The organism is Rathayibacter sp. SW19 (genome assembly GCF_030866825.1).
Classification (GTDB): domain Bacteria; phylum Actinomycetota; class Actinomycetes; order Actinomycetales; family Microbacteriaceae; genus Rathayibacter_A; species Rathayibacter_A soli.
This window is the reverse complement of sequence record NZ_CP133020.1, coordinates 822,738-839,211: the sequence shown is the minus strand read 5'-3', so window position 1 is coordinate 839,211 and position 16,474 is coordinate 822,738. Positions and strand designations below refer to the sequence as shown.

Sequence of the window (16,474 nt, the reverse complement as noted above, 5' to 3'; positions counted from 1 at the left end):
GGCTCGTCACCCGCGAGCCGGCCGTCTGGGCGAGAACGTTGACGGTGTCGCCGGTGACGTGTGCCCCCATGCCGATGCTCGAGGTGGTGTGGTCGTGCAGGTCGACGTCGGCCTGCGAGATCGACCCACCGAACAGGCCGCCGCTCTCGGTGTTGGAGTCTGCGTTCGCCACGATCGTCGTCGTGGCCGCCACCTTGACCATCCCGCCCGCGGTGACCGTCACGCCTGTGGCGTCGCCGGGGTTGGCGGCCTTGCCGATGAACGCTGAGGTGGTGTTCGTGCCGGTGACGGTGCCGTAGACGCCTGCGCCGGAGATGATGCCGCCCGATCCGTTGCTCGTGGACGATCCGGAGTTGGTGCGCGTCGTCGCGGTGATGCCGACGTTGCCGCCCGCCGCGAGCGACGCGGCCTCGACAGATGCGGTGACGGTGGGCGCCACGACGGTGTCCGCGTTCTGGGTGTTGAACGATCCGGCCCCGCCGCCGCCGCCCTGAGCGGATGCGACGGTGAAGCCGTTTCCGGGAGGAGGCGACGACCCTCGCAGCAACGATCCGTCTGCGTTGTGCAACTGCTGCGTTCCGGTGAGCGAGCCGGTCAGCTGCAGGTACAGCTGCTGCGCTCCGCTGCCGGCGACGAGCGGGATGCCCGCGAGGAACAACGTCTGGGTGCCCGCGACCCCCGCGTTGGTGAGCGTCTGACCCACGAGCGAGATGTGCGAGCTGTCAACGCGGTGCACGGTGTACGTGTTGCCATCCGTCAGCCCGATGCCGACGGGCGCGATCTGGTGGGTGGCGGGCGGCGCCGTGGTCGGCGATACGGGCGGCGCGGAGATTGTCATCACCTGCTGCGGGATCGGGTTGCTGCTGCTGTCGACGCAGCTGTTGTCCGCGGCGTAGCCAACGGCGTGGCAGTAGGAGTCTGCGAGCTGGATCGTGTACGGGCCCGACGAGATCACCCAGTAGGTGCCGCCGGGCGTCAGCTGCGGGATCTTGTACGTGCCGTCGGTGACGTTGTAGACGATCTCCTGGCCCGTCACGAGGCTGTTCGGGTTGATGGTCGCTGCCTGCCCGGGCGCGGTGAAAGTCGCGGTCGCGAGGTAGATGTTGTTGGCCGAGGGGTTGTCGCCTGTGATCTTCCCGCTGCCGTCGACGTTGACGTCGACGGTGTGGTTGCAGTAGCTGCAGGCCGGAGTGCCGGTGAACGCGGTGTAGGTGAACGTGTACGCCGGTGCCGTGCGGTACGTGACCTGGTCGCCCTCGCCGAACGTCGAGTTATTGATCTTGTTGCCGCTGACAGCGCCCGCGCCGAACGTGAACGCCGCCGACATCGCCGCGTCGTGCGACGTGTAGAGCTCGATCGTGTACAGGTCGAGCACTCGCACGTAGAGGAGCTGCCCGTTCGCGATTCCGCCGCTGATCGACGACCCGTCGTAACGGTAGATCACGGCGTCGCCGTTGTTGAAGTGATGCGGGGAGCTGAACCGCAGCATCGAGCGCGCCGAATCGGTTCCCGACGGTGGCGGTGTCAGTGCGAGTGCGTCGATGGATGCGCCGCTCCAGCTCACGCCGAAGCGCAGGTGGTCACCGTCGAGCGCGCCTGATCCGATGCCGGTCGGATCGGTGGTCGGCACGATGACCGAGTAGACCTGGCCGTTGACAAGCCCGCCGATGGCTGGCCCGCCCGTGGAGTACTGCACCTGCTGCCCAGTGACGAGCCCGTGCGACGGGAAGTAGACCGAATTGTCGGGTGTTCCTTGCCCGTCGGCATTGAGGGCCTGAATGTCGTCGGTGAGCAGCTGTCCCTGCGGATCGGAGAGCGACTCGGCGTCGACGATGACGTTGCCGCCGGCTTGCACCGTAGACCCGCTACCGATGTCCGCCGTGACCTTCGGCGTGGAGGTCGCCGCCGCGCTCGGCAGCCCCACGCTGCCGATGCCTCCACCGACCACCTTCGCCGTACCCACGGCCTCCGCGCGGTGCGAGATCGCCTGGAGGGTCAGGGTATTTGCTGACGATGTATCCAGCACGATTGCCACGCCCGCACCGATGTGGGCCGTCACTGTCGGAGTGGCCTCGGCCGTGCCCTTCGCTCCGCCGATGGCCGCGATCAGTGCGCCCGCGATCGTCGACGCGGCGCCGGCGGTGACCGCGGCATCGTCTGCTGTGACGGTGAGGGATGCGGGGCGAGCCGATGTCGTGCCCACGACGGCGCCGTCCCCGATGGTCGCCGAGACGGTGCCGCCCGCCTTCGCGTCCGCCGCCATGTTGGCACCTGCCAGGCCGATGCTTCCCGCACCGCCCTTGACCGTCGAGAGCACGAGCGCTCCGCGACCGGAGTGGACGACGATGGCGGTGCCCGCGCTCTGGATGCGGGCGGTGCCGTCGAGAGATACGCTATCGGTGCCGTCCACGACGCCGTGTGCAGCCGCATCGGCCGCCCCTGCGATGAGTCCGATCGCCACGACGAACAGGTTCGAGTTGACCGTGTGCTGCGCGTCGACGGTGACGCTGAGCGACGCGGCCTGCGTGAGGGTGCCGCCGAACGACGCGGAACTGCCGGAGTGGTCGTCGGCGTTCGATGAGACGAACCCGAACGCCGCGCCGAACGACGCCGAAATGCTGCCCGTTGTCGCCGTGATCTGGTTGTGGGTGTCCGCCTCGATCGTCACGGCGCCGGGCGTGGCGATGCTCGAGGTGGAGGCCACGGCCGCGGTCGTTGTGGCATCGGTCGTGATGGTCGCCTGCGACACGTCGGCGGCCAACGATGCTGCTCCGGCGAACGCGAGCACCTGCACCGAGTTGGTCGCCGTGTTGTTGCTCGTCGCCTTCGCCGACAGGGATGCCGCCGACACGTCGTCCCCGACCGTCACGTTCGTAGCCCCCGCGACCACGGCGGTCGGCACGCTCACACCCACACCGAACAGGCCGCCGATCGTGGCCATCGCACTGGAGGTGTCTGCCGTGTTGTGCGAGGTGGCCGAGAACGTGACCCCGCCGGAGCTGGTGATCGAGTGCGTGTTGGCGGCATCCGTTGACAGCGCCTCGGTCTTGGCGTCGGAGCCGATCTCGACGTAGGTGATGCTGATCGCGATCGCGCCGCCGAATCCGCCCGACGCCACGTCGAGTTCAGTGTGGGCGTAGTCGGTGCTGTTCGCCGTGACTGCGACCGAACCGCTGGAGACCACCGTGCCGTCGAGCTGCGCACGCACCGCGCCGTCGAGGTGCGCCACCGCCGCAAAGATCGACGCGTTGCCGAAGAGCGCAAGTCCGAGCGACCGGCCGATTGCGACGGCCTCGTTGCGGTCTCCGCCGGTCGTCTCCGCCAGCACGTTCAGCAGGCCGGTCGTGGTGACCGATGCCGTCGACGTCACCTGCGCCTGGATGTCCGCCCCGGATGCGACCGTCGCCACCGCCACGCCGACCGAGATACCGATCGTGCCGGCGATGTTCAGCACGTCGACCTCGGCGTCGGCCTTCTTCACACCCGCTGCATGCACGGTGACGGCACTCGAGCCTGCGACGGTGCCGCTGAGCGTGGCCGTCGTGTGCCCGCTGACCGTCGCGATCGGAATCATCGCGGCGATGGCCGCCGCGCCGATGACCGCGCCGGGGGTGAACGCCGAGGCCACGTCGGAGGCCGTCGACTCTACATCAACGACGCCCGTGGATACCCGGCCGCCGAGTTCCGCCTCGGTGTTGCGGCCCTGCGTAGCGACGACCAGCGTGAAGCCCACGGAGATTCCCCCACCGACGGCGATGTTCACCGCGACCGGCGCCAGCGGGCCACGTGAGCCGGTCGCCTTGACGCTCACGCCGCCGGAGCCGATCGTGCCGGTGTCATGCGCGAAGGATGCCGCGCGCGTCGTTCCCGTGTAACTCACGACGGTGACGATGCCGCTCAGCGCGAGCCCCGCACCGGCGACAACGCCGACCGACAGGATGCTCGTCGACACCATGTCTGTGGCCTCGACATCGATGCCGCCGACCGGGCCAGCCGGTCCGACCGTCACGTTGCCGATCAGCGCCTGCGTGTCGCCGCTGAGCTGGATCACCGAGACAGCGGCGCCGGCACCGGCCGCGGCGAGTGTGATGCCGATCGCGTATGCGGCGAGCGTGCGGTTCGCGTTCGCCGTGACCTGCAGCTGGGTGCCCGCCATTGGCACGGAGGCTCCGTCGTCGATGTGCGCCTTCTGCGAACTGGAGTCGTTCAGCACCACCACCTGCGCGCCGACCGCGATACCACCCACCGCGCCGGCCACACCGATGTCGGTGACGTTCTCGGTGTACTGGGTGTGCACCCCGACCGTGCCGGCCGCGCTGACCGACGCCCCTCCGTACACCCCCGCGTCGACGACGTCGCCGATCGTGAACACGGTGATGCCCGCACCGAGCGCGCCGGCACCTCCTGCCGCCGCGCCGGCCAGCGCGAACACGTCGAGGCGTTCGGTCGCCTGCACCTGCACGTCGCCGCCGAGAGAGTGCACCGACCCGCAGACCGCGGATGCCGTGCCCTCCGGCGCACTGGACGGGTCACATTGCACGACGGTGCCAGCCGGGGCGTTGAACTCGTTCTGCGTCGGCGTGGTGCCGGAATACGATCCGTTCAGCGTGCTCTGACCGTCACTGCCGGCCGAGCCGACCTGCAGCTGGTAGTTGTCGTTGCTGATCAGCCAGTCGGCGGTGTCGGTTCCCGGTGTCGTCGCGCCCGAGGAGGTGAAGGCATCCTGCGCCTGGTAGTAGTCGCCGTTGTAGCTGACCAGGTCTCCGGCGAGGTACGCGTGCCCACCTGCGTCGTAGGGCGTGGCCGGGTTCGGAGCACCGCCGAGTGCCGACTTCCAGCCGCCGGTGCCGCCTCCGGATGCCGCTGTGTCGGCTTGCGCCTTCGAGTCGGCTCCGTTGCCCTGCGTGGAGTCTTGCGGCGCATCCGCTTTCCAGTGCGAGGTGTCGCTGAGGGGCGTGCCGACCGGAGGATTGTCTGTGGCGATGTACTTCGGGCCGTTCGCGCCGTTGTGCACCACATCGCCGCTCTGGTACTGCACGTTGTTAACCCACGCCCCGCGGTCCGGACCGTTGCCGTCGGCCGAGTACGTGGCGTTCGGCGCGGTGCCCACCGACCACACCGAGACGGCACCCGCGATGCCGACGAAGCCGCCGCCGATGCTCACCGCGTAGGTCTGCACGTGCTTGATGGAGAGGGCGTTGACGCGCACGGTGCCGTTCGCCCAGACATCCGTGTTCGAGGCGAGCATGCCGAGCACGCTGATCTTTGCGACGCCGATGTCCACGCCGCCCGCCGCGCCGACGAAGCCGCCAGCAGCGCCACCCGCGAACGTGAGCGAGTCGAAGTGATCAGTGCCGGAGACATCCACGCCCTGCCCTGCGGAAACCCCTGCGATGATGCCACCGCCGCCCGCCTTGCGGTTCACGGTCGTGCCGCTGGACAGGAACGCCTGCGTGTCGACGGTGAAGATGGTGACGCCGACGTTGCCGGTCACTCCGACGAATCCTCCGCCGACGCCGGCAACCAGGCCGAACAGCTTCTCGTTCGAGTCCGCCTGCACGACAAGGCCGGAAACCGTGGTCGCGCCGAACGAACTCTGGCCGACCGTGCCGTCGTCGGCGCCGGCCAGCCCTGCGCCCTGACCGAGCACGACGGCCACGTTGTTCGCGCCGAGGTAGGCGCGCGTCTGCTTGGAGACGATGGCGACGTCGACGCCCACGCCCACGCCGACGTAACCGACCGCGAGGGTGGCCGTGATCAGCAGCAGTTGCGTCGACGAAGTCGCCACGACGCCGATGCTGCCGTTGGCGCGGATCGTGGTGCCGGTGCCGGTGAAGGCGTCTGTGTACTCGTTGATCACCGAGACCCCCACGGTGCCCGCGACGCCGACCGTGCCGCCGCCGACGGCGGCGTTGACCGAGACCACCGCGTCGCTCGCGGTCGCCCGCACCTCGGTGTTCGCGCGCGAGTTCACAACCACGTTGTCGCCGAGCGACGCATCGTTGTGCAGTTCGACCACCCGCACGGCCGCCGAGGCACCGACGCCGACCGAACCGCCGACGGCGAGGGACGCCGCCACGCCGAGGGTGCGGAAGTTGTTGACCGCAGACACGAGCACGGACTGGGCCGGATCGGCCGCGGCGTCATTGCTCGCGCACGCGGCGTCGCCGACCGCGCAGTCGATATGCGTGCCGTTGCCGATGTTCGCGACCGTGTGCACTGTGACCACGGCGACGGTGCCTGCCACGCTGACCGCAGCTGTGCCTGCGCCGCCGGCCGCGATGCCGAGTGTGGAGATCATGTCGCTGTTGGATGCCGTCACGGCCACACCCTGGAACCCGCTGCGCGTGGGCGAAGTGACGGTCTGCGGACCTTCGTCGACGGCGCTGCCTGCGGGGAGCATCCCGGCGGGCACGAAGCTTTGCGAGCGGCCGGATCCGGTCGAGGTGAAGGCGATGATCGTGACCGGCGCCGAGCCGATCGACTTGACGTCGTCGCCGCCGAAGCTGACGCCGCCGCCGCTCTTCGGCGAGGACTGGCAGATGCCGTCGGGACCTTTGCCGATGCCGATCGCGTCGCAGTACGTAGCCGCGACCTGGAAGTTTTGCGGGTTCGGGTCGACCACGTAGTAGGTCGCGCCGTCGGTGAGGCCGCCGATCGCGGTGCCGCCACCCGTGCTGTAGACGACCGGGTCGCCGACCACAGGAACCTTGCCTGATGGCCAACTGTATGGGAGAACGATGTAGTTGCCCGCGACATCGTTTGCCGCGGAGAACCGGAGGGAGGTGTCGGATGCCACGCCGGCCTGGTCGGTAGGCACGAAGCGCTGGTTCTCACCCATCAGCGCTCCGACAGGCAGGGACATTCCGCACACGAGGTTGGGGTCGGAGCAGGTCGGGCTGGCCGGTGGCCCGCGCATCTTGTAGAGCTGGATCTCGGTGCTCGAAACCGGGATCACGTAGTAGGTGCTCCCGCTGGTGAGCCCCTGGATGTCCGCCCCGCCCCCGTCGTCGTACACGACCTGTTGCCCGAGTTGGAAGCCGTGGTTGTAGCCGAGGTTGATCGTGACGCCGTCCGCTTCCAGGCCCTGCGGCGCCGGAGGGCTCGGCGGCGCGGTCGGCCAGCCGCCCAGATTTCCGCGCGGATCGAATCGGGTGTCTGTGCCCGCGGTCGAGTATGACCCGGCGTTGACCGTCGCGTTGGTGATGTGGCTCCACACCCCGAGAGCTGTCACCGTGGCCCCCGTGCCGATGGTGGCATCCGTGTTCTTCGTGACCACCGGCACGGCGATGCCGGCGCCCACCGCAGCAGTGCCCGCGACCGAGACGTTGCCGGCCAGTACGAGCAGCGTGAGTGCTTCGTCGGCCGAGACGATCACGTTGCCGCCCGCGCGCACGTTGGCGGAATCGCCGATCGACGCGTCGGTGCGCACGCTGATCACCGGGATCGCCGCGTTTACGGAGACCGCCGCGGTGCCTCCCGCGGAACCCCCGACGGAGATCGACTTGATGTCCTCCGACGACACCGACTTGGTGACGACGTCGCCGTTCGCGCGCACGATCGCCGACGAGCCGATCGAAGCGGTCGTGGTCTTGTGAATGTCTTCGACGTCGACTCCGATGCCGACACCGGCCGTGCCGCCCACAGCGAGCGCGCCGGCGAGCGCGAGGATGCTGCTGGTATCCTGCGCCTGCACGACGACAGCCTGCGTCGCGGCTCCCGACGAGTTGGTGCAGTTCACCCCGGTGCAGTCGATCGTCGCGGAGCTGCCGATCGATGCCGTCGTCACGTCCGTGATCACATCGACGACGACCGAACCGCCGACGCCCGCCGAGTCACCGCCTGCACCGGCGATGGCCATGATGAGCAGGTTCACCTCTTGCGTGGCCTTCACGGCGACGCCGCCCGCGGCATCCCCCTCGACGCTGGCGCTGTTCGCGATCGTCGCGGTGACGGTGCCGTTGCGCACCAGCACGGCGACGGATGCCCCGATCCCGGCACTCGAGGTCGAGATCGCCACGTTGCCGGAGACGATGTTGAGCTTGTCCGCGGTGTCGGATGCCGTCACGGCCACCTTGCCGTTCGCGTGCACGATCGCCCCGGTGTCGATGGTCGCGGCGACCGCGTGGCTGCCCGGGTTCAGGATGATGATGTCGATCGTGCCCTGCACGGCCACACCGCTTGTGCTGGCGGATGCCCCGGCCGTCACGTCGGTCATCGCCTCGGTGGCGCTCGCCGACACGGTGACGTCGCCGCCGGCGTTCACCTTGGCATTCGACCCGATGCGCGCGAGCACGTCTTTGGAGACGATGTCGACGATCACCGAACCGCCCGCCGCGGCCGAACCCATGCTCAGTGCCACCGTGCCCGCGACGTTGACGATGGTCGTGTTGTCTGTGGCGGTCACGCTCACCGACTGCCCGGAGTCGCCGGTCGTAGTCTGGTTCACCTTCGCCGCATCGCCCACGTACGCCTCGGTGTCGAAGAAGTACACGTCGACTGCGATCGTGATCGCGACCGCGCCCCCGCTCTTCGAGGCCGATCCGCCGCCAACGATCGTGGACAGCGCGGGCAGGAGCGAGCCGCCCGACGGATCCTTGTAGTTGTCGATCTGCGAGATGCCGGTCACGGGCACGAGAGGTGCGAACGTGTCGGTGGCGTTCACCGCGATGGCACCCGATGCCTGCACCGTCGTCGGGTGCAGGGTGCTCGAGTCGATGTAGGCGCGCGTGATGTTGTGCGTGATGACGTTCACCGCGAACGCACCGCCGACACCGACTCCGCCGCCGGAGGAGAGCGCTCCCCCGAGCGCCAGGTTCAGCAGCCGAAGGTCGGTGGCGGCGGTGACGGTCACGCCCCCGGTCGAGGTGACGCTCGCCCCTGCGCCGATCACCGCGTTGGTCTCGAAGTCGAGAACGTGGATGCCGACGGAGCCGGCCACTGCGGCATCCGACTTCGCAGCCGCCGCCGCGAGCGCCCAGGTGATCACGTCGTCGTGCTTGCCGGTCGGCGTGATGGCCTGCACAGAGACGCCGGCTCCGCTCACGGTGCTGTTCGCACCGATACTTGCGGTGTTACTCATGGTCTGAACGTCGAGCGAGACCGCGGCACCGATGCTGGTGTCGTTGTTCAGGTCGACGGCGATGCCATACGCCTTCGTGACGGATCCGTCGACGACGGATGCCTGCACATCCACGGCGCCGCCGGTCGCCGCCACCGTGACGCCGCTTGCGATGTCGGCGGTGGTCGCCGACGACACCCAGTTCACGCCGACCGCGGCCGCGATACCGGTGCCGCCGCCCTTGGCGCCGGACTTGCCCGATGAGCTGCTGTTCGCGCTCTGCGTCTCGCCGTTGGAACTCGGCGTGGTGCCGGTGCCCGCGCCGCTGGCCGACGGCGTGCCGGTGATCTGCTGGTTCGTCTTGGTGTCGGCGCTGTTGTCGGAATTCTTGCCCTCGCTCTTGCTGTTGTCTTGCGTGCCCTTGGCAGTCGCTTTGCTGATCGCGGACGAGCTGAGCTCGCTGGTGGCGTGCACCTCGACGGATGCGCCGCTCAGCGAGGTCGCGAGTTCGGCGGTGTTCCCCCAGTCGAGCACGACGTTGATGCTGACGACAGCGCCAATGGCGACGTCGCCGCTCGCGGCCTCGCCGTCGCCCTTCGCGGCGTATTCCGATGTGTGCTCCGCGTCGATCTTCACGGCACCCGTCGCGGTGAAGGTCGAGGCCCCGGCCCCCATCCGCGCGACCACGTGGTCGTGGTTCGAGATGGTGAGCGCGACCGCCGGCGTAATCGCCGGATCGTTGCTGCCGGACTCCGTACCTGCCTCGGTCTCCGTCTCGACCTGGCGGAACCCGGTGGCGGCGATGGTGACGTTCCCGACCGGTGTGTTCGTTCCGCCCGCGATCGTCGCGCCGTCCTGCACCTCGGAGCGCACCTGGTTGTGAACGGAGTCGAACATGAAGTTCATCGCGACGGCGGCGCCGACACCGACGGCATCCCCGACCTCCGCCTTGGAGGTGGCCTTCGACACGTCGCGCTCGTTGCTCAAGCTCTTCAGCGTGAGGTCGCCGCCACTTAGGGTCACGTTCGCGCCCGACATGACCATGGCCGCCGTGTCGCTCTGCACGAGGTTCAACGACACCGCTCCGGCGATGCCGACCGACGACGGGTCGCCTGAGACGCCGGCCACACCCTGTGCCGTCATCTCATGCTCGTCGAGGCGGAAGATCTCGTCGGTGGTGCCGGTCTCCGGCAGTGCGATGCCGTGCGGAATGCTGCCGCTCACCGCGCTCCAGGCGTGGCCGCTCGAAGCGAACTTGTACAGCCCTGCCGCGTGACCGAAGGCATCCGCCGTGGTCAGTTCGAAGTAGTCCTTGTCGTTCGGCCCGCCCGACGGCAGCGCCTCGCCGGAGTCGGAGGTGCGGAACACCCAGTTCGTGCCGTCCCACTGGTACAGGCTGCCGTACGGATGCCCATCCTTCACCTTGTCGAGCACGAACCAGTCGTTGGTGGCTGGCGACGACGGGAAGTCCGCGCCCTCAGGCGGCGTCGTCGCGGTCGGGTTCTGCGCATCCCAGCTGCCTGAGGAGTTGTACTTGTACACACCCTTCTTGTGGCTGCTCGAGTCGTCCTTGGTGAGCACGAAGTACTGGCCGGCGTACGGGCCGGGCAGGTCCTTGCCGCGGTCGATGACATCCCAGCCGGTTCCGTTCCAGTGCCGCAGCACTGCGTGGTTGTTCGGGTCGGCGATGTCAGTCATGCCGGCTTCGACGTCGAGGCCGGTGGCCACGATCGTGGATGCCCCGACAGTTGCGTGGTTAGTGATGCTCACCGAGTTGACGCCCACCCCGATGCCGACGCCCAAGCTCGCCTTGGCAGTGCTGTCGCCCTTGCCGTTCGCGGATGCTGTGGTGTTCGCCGTGCTGGCGACCGTCACGGTGCCCGTGTCCGACGTGATCGTCAGCGAGTCGCCGATCCACGCCTGGTTCACGGTGGTGACGATGTTGATCGCGAGCGCCGCTGCGACCGAGAGCGATGCCGACCCGCTCTTCGACTGACCGTCGGCCGTGCCGTCCTTCGGCGTGCTCGTCTTGCCAGAGTCCTTGCCGCCGTCGTTGGCTGCCTGCGTCGAGTTCGCATTCTTCAGGTTGTCGTCGGCCTTCTTGTTGGAGTCCTGGCCGTCGTCCTTGGCGCCGTTTGCGGCGGCCTGCGCTTCGCTCGTGGTCTGCGACCAGCCGGTGGCGCTGAACCCGATGTTGCCTGCCGCGTGCAGGCTGCGCGACGTGTGCGCATCCACGGTGTGGTTCACGATGGCCAGCGCCAGCGAGATGCCGATGCCTGCGGTGCTGCCGACCCCCGTGTCACCTTTCGCGGTGGTGTCCACGGTGCCGTTGAAGGTCGCGTTCGCGGCGATCGCACCGCTCACCTGCACGAGGGGGCCCGCCCCGAAAGCTGCTGTCGACGATTCGTTCGCGATCGATACCGCGACGGATGGTGTGACGGTCACTTTGCCGCCCTGCCCACCAGCATCGGTTTCGTTCGTCAGCGCATCGGCGTTCGAAGAGTTCAACGTGATGTTGCGCGCTCCCACGACCGGGGGGCCGTTCGCGGGGGTTGCCGTCAGATCGAAGCCGGAGAACACATCGTTGTTCACGAGATTCAGCGCGACGGATGCCCCGATCCCGACCGTCGATCCGCCGCTTTCGTCTGCGGTCGCCTTTGTCGTGCTGCTGCCGGACGATCCGGCGGTCATGGCCACGTCGCCAGTGCCGGTGATCACCACACCGCTGCCGCCCAGCGACGACGCGTACACAGCGGCGATCGTCTTCTCGTTCAGCAGGTTCATCGCGAATGAGCCGGCGAGCCCGAGGCTCCCGTCTGCGCTGCTCGCGCCGGAGGTTGCCTCAGCGTCGATCGTGTGTTTCCCGTCAGGAGTCGTGTTCATCGTCGCGGACAGCACAAGCCCGTTGGCTGCCGTGACGGTGCTGCCTGCGCCAATGGATGCCTGGTTCGTGATGTTCACGAGGTTGATCGCCACAGCGGCTCCGACAGTCAGCGTGGAACCGGTGCTGGCCTTGCCCGTTGCGAAGGCCTTTGCATGCGTGGTGTTCATGGTCGCCAGGGTGACCTGGCCGCCGGTGGACGTCAGGTTCTCACCGGGAGCGAGCTCCGCCGTCGACGACGAATCGACCAGGTTGAAGGTGATCGCTGCTGCAACCGTGATCGAACTTCCGCCGCCGTCGCCGGTCTTCGCGGCCGGTGTCGAGGTCCGACTGCCGGTGCCACCCTTCCCCATGGACGTGCTGTTGCCGAACCCTGCCTGACTGTCGCCTTTGTTGTTCACGTTCGTCGTGTCGCCGCCGGCATTCGTGCCTGACTTCTCGGCCTTCGCACCGGCCGCACTGGCGCTCGCCTCGCTGTCGGTGTCTGAGGATCCGTTGGCGCGGAACGAGACGTCGTTCGCGGCGACGGCGTTGCGGGACAGCGTCGAGTCGGCGTTGTGCTTGGCGAGCGTCATCGCCAAGGCTGCTCCGATGGAAAGGTTGCCGCCATCTGTCGCGCCGGTTGCGGTCGTCTTCGCCTTCGCCGTCTGGCTCGCCTGCGCGTCGAGCTTGCCGCCCAGTGCGAGGTCGGCGCCGGATGCGATTCCTGCGGAGGTCGACACGTTGTCGACATTGAGCGCGACCACCGCGGTGAGCACGAGGCTGCTTCCGCCCTTCGCTCCGCTCGTGGCTGTCGTCGCACTGTCGCTGGCACCGGTCGAGCGGATGACCAGGTCGTGCACGCCGGTGAGGGCGGATCCGCTCACGAGACCGGCATTTGTTGTGTCGTTCACGACATCGATCGCCACGGATGCGCCGACGCCGACCGAGTTGCCGGTGCCGTCCTTCTTGGACGTCGCATCCGCCCGGTCCTGCACGCTCGAGCCACCGGTGAGGTTCAGGTTGCCGTTGATCGTCGGCGCGCCCCGAACCTCCGCGAGCGTGTGCAGCACGACCACGTTGACGGCGACGGAACCGGCGATGCTGACCGAGTCGCCGCTGCTGCCCGCTGCGCCCGAGACGGCCGTCGCCCCGTACTGCGATTGACCCGCGGTCGTCGGCGGCACGGCTTCGACCGTCACGGTCGTAGCGTTGAGCTGCGCATTGCCGCCCACGTAGGCCTCGGTGGTGAACACCCCGACGGAGACCGCGACACCGACGCCGACGCTGCCGGAGCTGCCGGAGCCATCCGCGTTGCCGCCGGAGGCGTTGCTGCTGTCGATGTTTGCTGCGGCCGCATGAATTGTCTGCGTGCCGCCCGTCGTGGTCACGGTGAGTGTTCCGGACGCCGGCGCAATGTAGGCGTGCGTACCCCCGGTGAGCACGACGACAGCGAGCGCCGCGGTCAGCCCGACGCTGCCGTCTGCGGTCTTCGAATTGCCGTTCGCACGGCTCGGGTCGTTGGCATCTTTGTCGTTCTGCGAGGCGCCGCCCGCGCTCGTGTTCGCTGTGCTCGCCGATCCGGCGGTGCTGTCCGCGTTCACCGCGAGGTTCGCAGCCGTGATCGCCGTCGGCGACGAGGAATCGATGTACGACTCGGTGTCCTGATTCACGACGACGACGGCAATGCCCGCACCGTTGCTCGCCGTGGAGGCGTCAGCTGTGGCCGCAACCGTCACATGGTTCACCGCGTCGAGCGTCGCATTGCCGACCGCAGCCAACGCAGCGGTGCCGGAGAGTTTCGTGATCGACGTGCTGAAAACGGTCACTGTTGCGACGGCTGCATCCTTTTGCGGGGTGCCGTTCGCGCCGTTGCCGCTCTGGTTCTTGCTGCTGTCCGCACCCGGGTTGGCGATCCCGTTCACATCCGACGTGGAGGTGAACGTCATCGCGCCGCCGCCGTTGATGCGCGCCGTGCCACCGATGGTCACGGTGGCTGAGGAGCCGAGGATCAGGTTGTCGGTGTACTTCTCGTTCGCGGTGAACGACGGCATTGACGCCGTTGCGGAGATCGTGATGGCGCCGGAGGCGTTGAGCGATCCGTCGATGATCGAGACGGCAGCATTGTCGTGCACGACAATGCCGTAGAACGAGTCAGGCGTGACGGTAGACGTAGCTGTGGCCGTGACGTTTGCGGCGTGCACAGTGGCCCCGGTCATGCTGATCGACGTGTCGGCGCAGTGCGTCGCGGGGGTGCCGTTGGTGACGCATGCGACCACATTTGAGACGCCCCCGGTCACCGTCTGCGCTGCGGTCAGCGTCAGGTCGCCGGTGGTCAAGTTGAGCCCGCTGTCGAAGAGGATCTGCCGGAATGCGATGGTGAGCGCGGCGGACCCGAGGTTCACCGTTCCGGCGACGTGCATGATGTTGTTGCCAGTGCCGTGCACCGTCAGTGACGAAGTCGGGATGACGAAGTCGGTCAGTTCTGCGGTGCCCGGGCAGTTCAGGCGGAGGTCACCGGCTGTCGGCGAGTCCGACAGTGTGCAGGTCGCATCGGCCGACCCTAAGTCGAACACGGCGGCGCTGGAAGTGCCGGCGTTGGTCATCGGTGCGATATTCGAGTACCAGACGGTCGTGTTGTCGAGGTACATGGCGCCGGAGTGGGCGTCGCTCGGGCGCGACACCACCCCGGCGGCGCTGCCCGCGAAGTCGAGCGTGTTGTAGCCGGCCCCGCCGTCGTATCTCACCGTGATCGTGGGGTTCGCGGTGCCGCGGTCGACGATCAACGTGTCGTCGGTCGCGCCACCTTGCACATCGATCTCGGAGAGGTCTGCAACCAGCTTCGTGACTCCGCCGAATGTGACGGTGCCGTCTGCGTGGAACGCGAGTGTGCCGACGCCGGCCAGTTGTACGACCCACGGTGATGGGGCGGTGGGCGCCGTGGGCGCCGCCGGCGAGGTCGCAGGCATTGGGCCCGACAGCACGGGCGCGACGGTCGTCGTGCCTGGCGTCGTGCCTGACGTTGCGGTGTCTGACGTTGCGCGTGGCGTCGTGGCGTCGGGCGTTGTGGCTGAGTTTGCGGAGGTGGTGAGGGTCGACGACGACGGCGCGGATGCCGTTGACGTTGCGCCCGTCGCGCTGGCCGAGTTCGTCGGTGTCGCTGTGCTCGTGTTCGAAGCGGGTGCCGGTGCGGGAGCCGGTGCCGGTGCCGGAGCTGGTGCTGGTGCTGGTGCTGGAGCTGGTGCTGGTGCTGGTGCTGGTGCTGGTGCTGGTGCTGGTGCTGGTGCGGGAGCCGGCGCTGGCGCTGGCGCTGGTGCGGGAGCCGGCGCGGGTGCAGGAGGCAGCAGCGCCGCGTCGACCGGATAGCTCGCGCCGGCTGCAAGCGTCGGAGACATCACGGTGCCGTCGGTGTGCGACAGGCCGAGCACGTGCCCGAGCTCATGGCGCACGACCGTCATCAAATCCATGTGCGACGACGCGGGGTCAGCGGGGAAGGTGACATTCCAGCCCCAGCCCGCCGCCAGCGCATCGATGACGACCGAGCCGGAACCCTCGCTGCCGAGCCAGCCTGACGGAAGTGCTCCAACCGATGCACTGAACGAGCTGAAATCTGCGTTGGGATCGACCGCGCGCCACTCGGCCTCGCCCTGCGCCACGGCACTGTCCAGTTGCGCCTGGCTCAACGCTGCGGATGCCGCAACCGGTGTTGCCGGAGCCGATGCCGCCATCATCGGCGATGGGGCCGGTGTTGACGTGCTCGTCGGAGTCGGAGTTGGCGTGCTCGTTGGCGTCGGCGTTGGTGTGCCGCTTGGCGTGGGCGTCGGCGTGCCCGTGCTTGTCGGAGTTGGGGTCGAGGTTGGGGTCGGAGTGCCCGCACCGTTCGCGGTGGATGATGTTCCGGACGTGCAGGTTACTGAGTTCCCATCCGCCGACCGGGTGCACTTCATCGCCGACGCGCCTGTTGAGGCACCCGTGGGAGCGGGGGCCGCTGGTGTCACCTGCTGTTGGGTGGCGGCACTTTGCTGCGCGGCCAACTGCTGCGCGACGAGTTGTTGAGCCGCCACCTGCTGTGCCGCGCTGCGCTGGGCCGCCAGTTGTTGGGCTGCGAGTTGCTGCACAACGAGATTGCGCGCGACCGCGGCGGCGTGTTGTGCATTGGCTGCAGCCTGAGCCGCCTGCTGGCTTGCAAGGTACTGAGCGCGCTCTGCCAGGTACGCCTTCAACGCCGTCTGATATGCCTGCTCCTGTTGGAAAACCTTGTTGAACGCTGCAGAATTGTCGGTCTGCGCGCTTGCCGGAGTGGTTGGGAGCGGTGCAGCGGAAGCGCCGTCGGCCGGCGCGTACATGACCATTGCGGTCACGATCGCAGCGACGAAAGCCGTTATGCGACTGCGCCATCCGAATGGAGACGGTGCGTGCTCCTGCGGGCTGCTGCGACGCGCCTGTGCACTGTGCGAGCCGGATCGGCCGCGCGTGCCGGATCGGCCGAGCGCGCGCGGAATGACAGTCGAGGGCGATGCGGGGTTTGCCGCATCATTCGCACTGTCGGACAC

1 protein-coding gene (running past one end of the window) is annotated in these 16,474 nt (G+C 68.2%); it reads right to left on the bottom strand.

All coding sequences use genetic code 11. From position 1 onward, the window contains the following. Positions 1–16,474, bottom strand: the 5' portion of a protein-coding gene (locus tag QU604_RS03845) for an Ig-like domain-containing protein (protein WP_308467475.1). Its footprint begins 13,820 nt before the window's first position; the window shows 16,474 of its 30,294 coding nt (coding positions 1–16,474); it begins with the start codon at positions 16,472–16,474; its stop codon lies beyond the left edge, outside the window.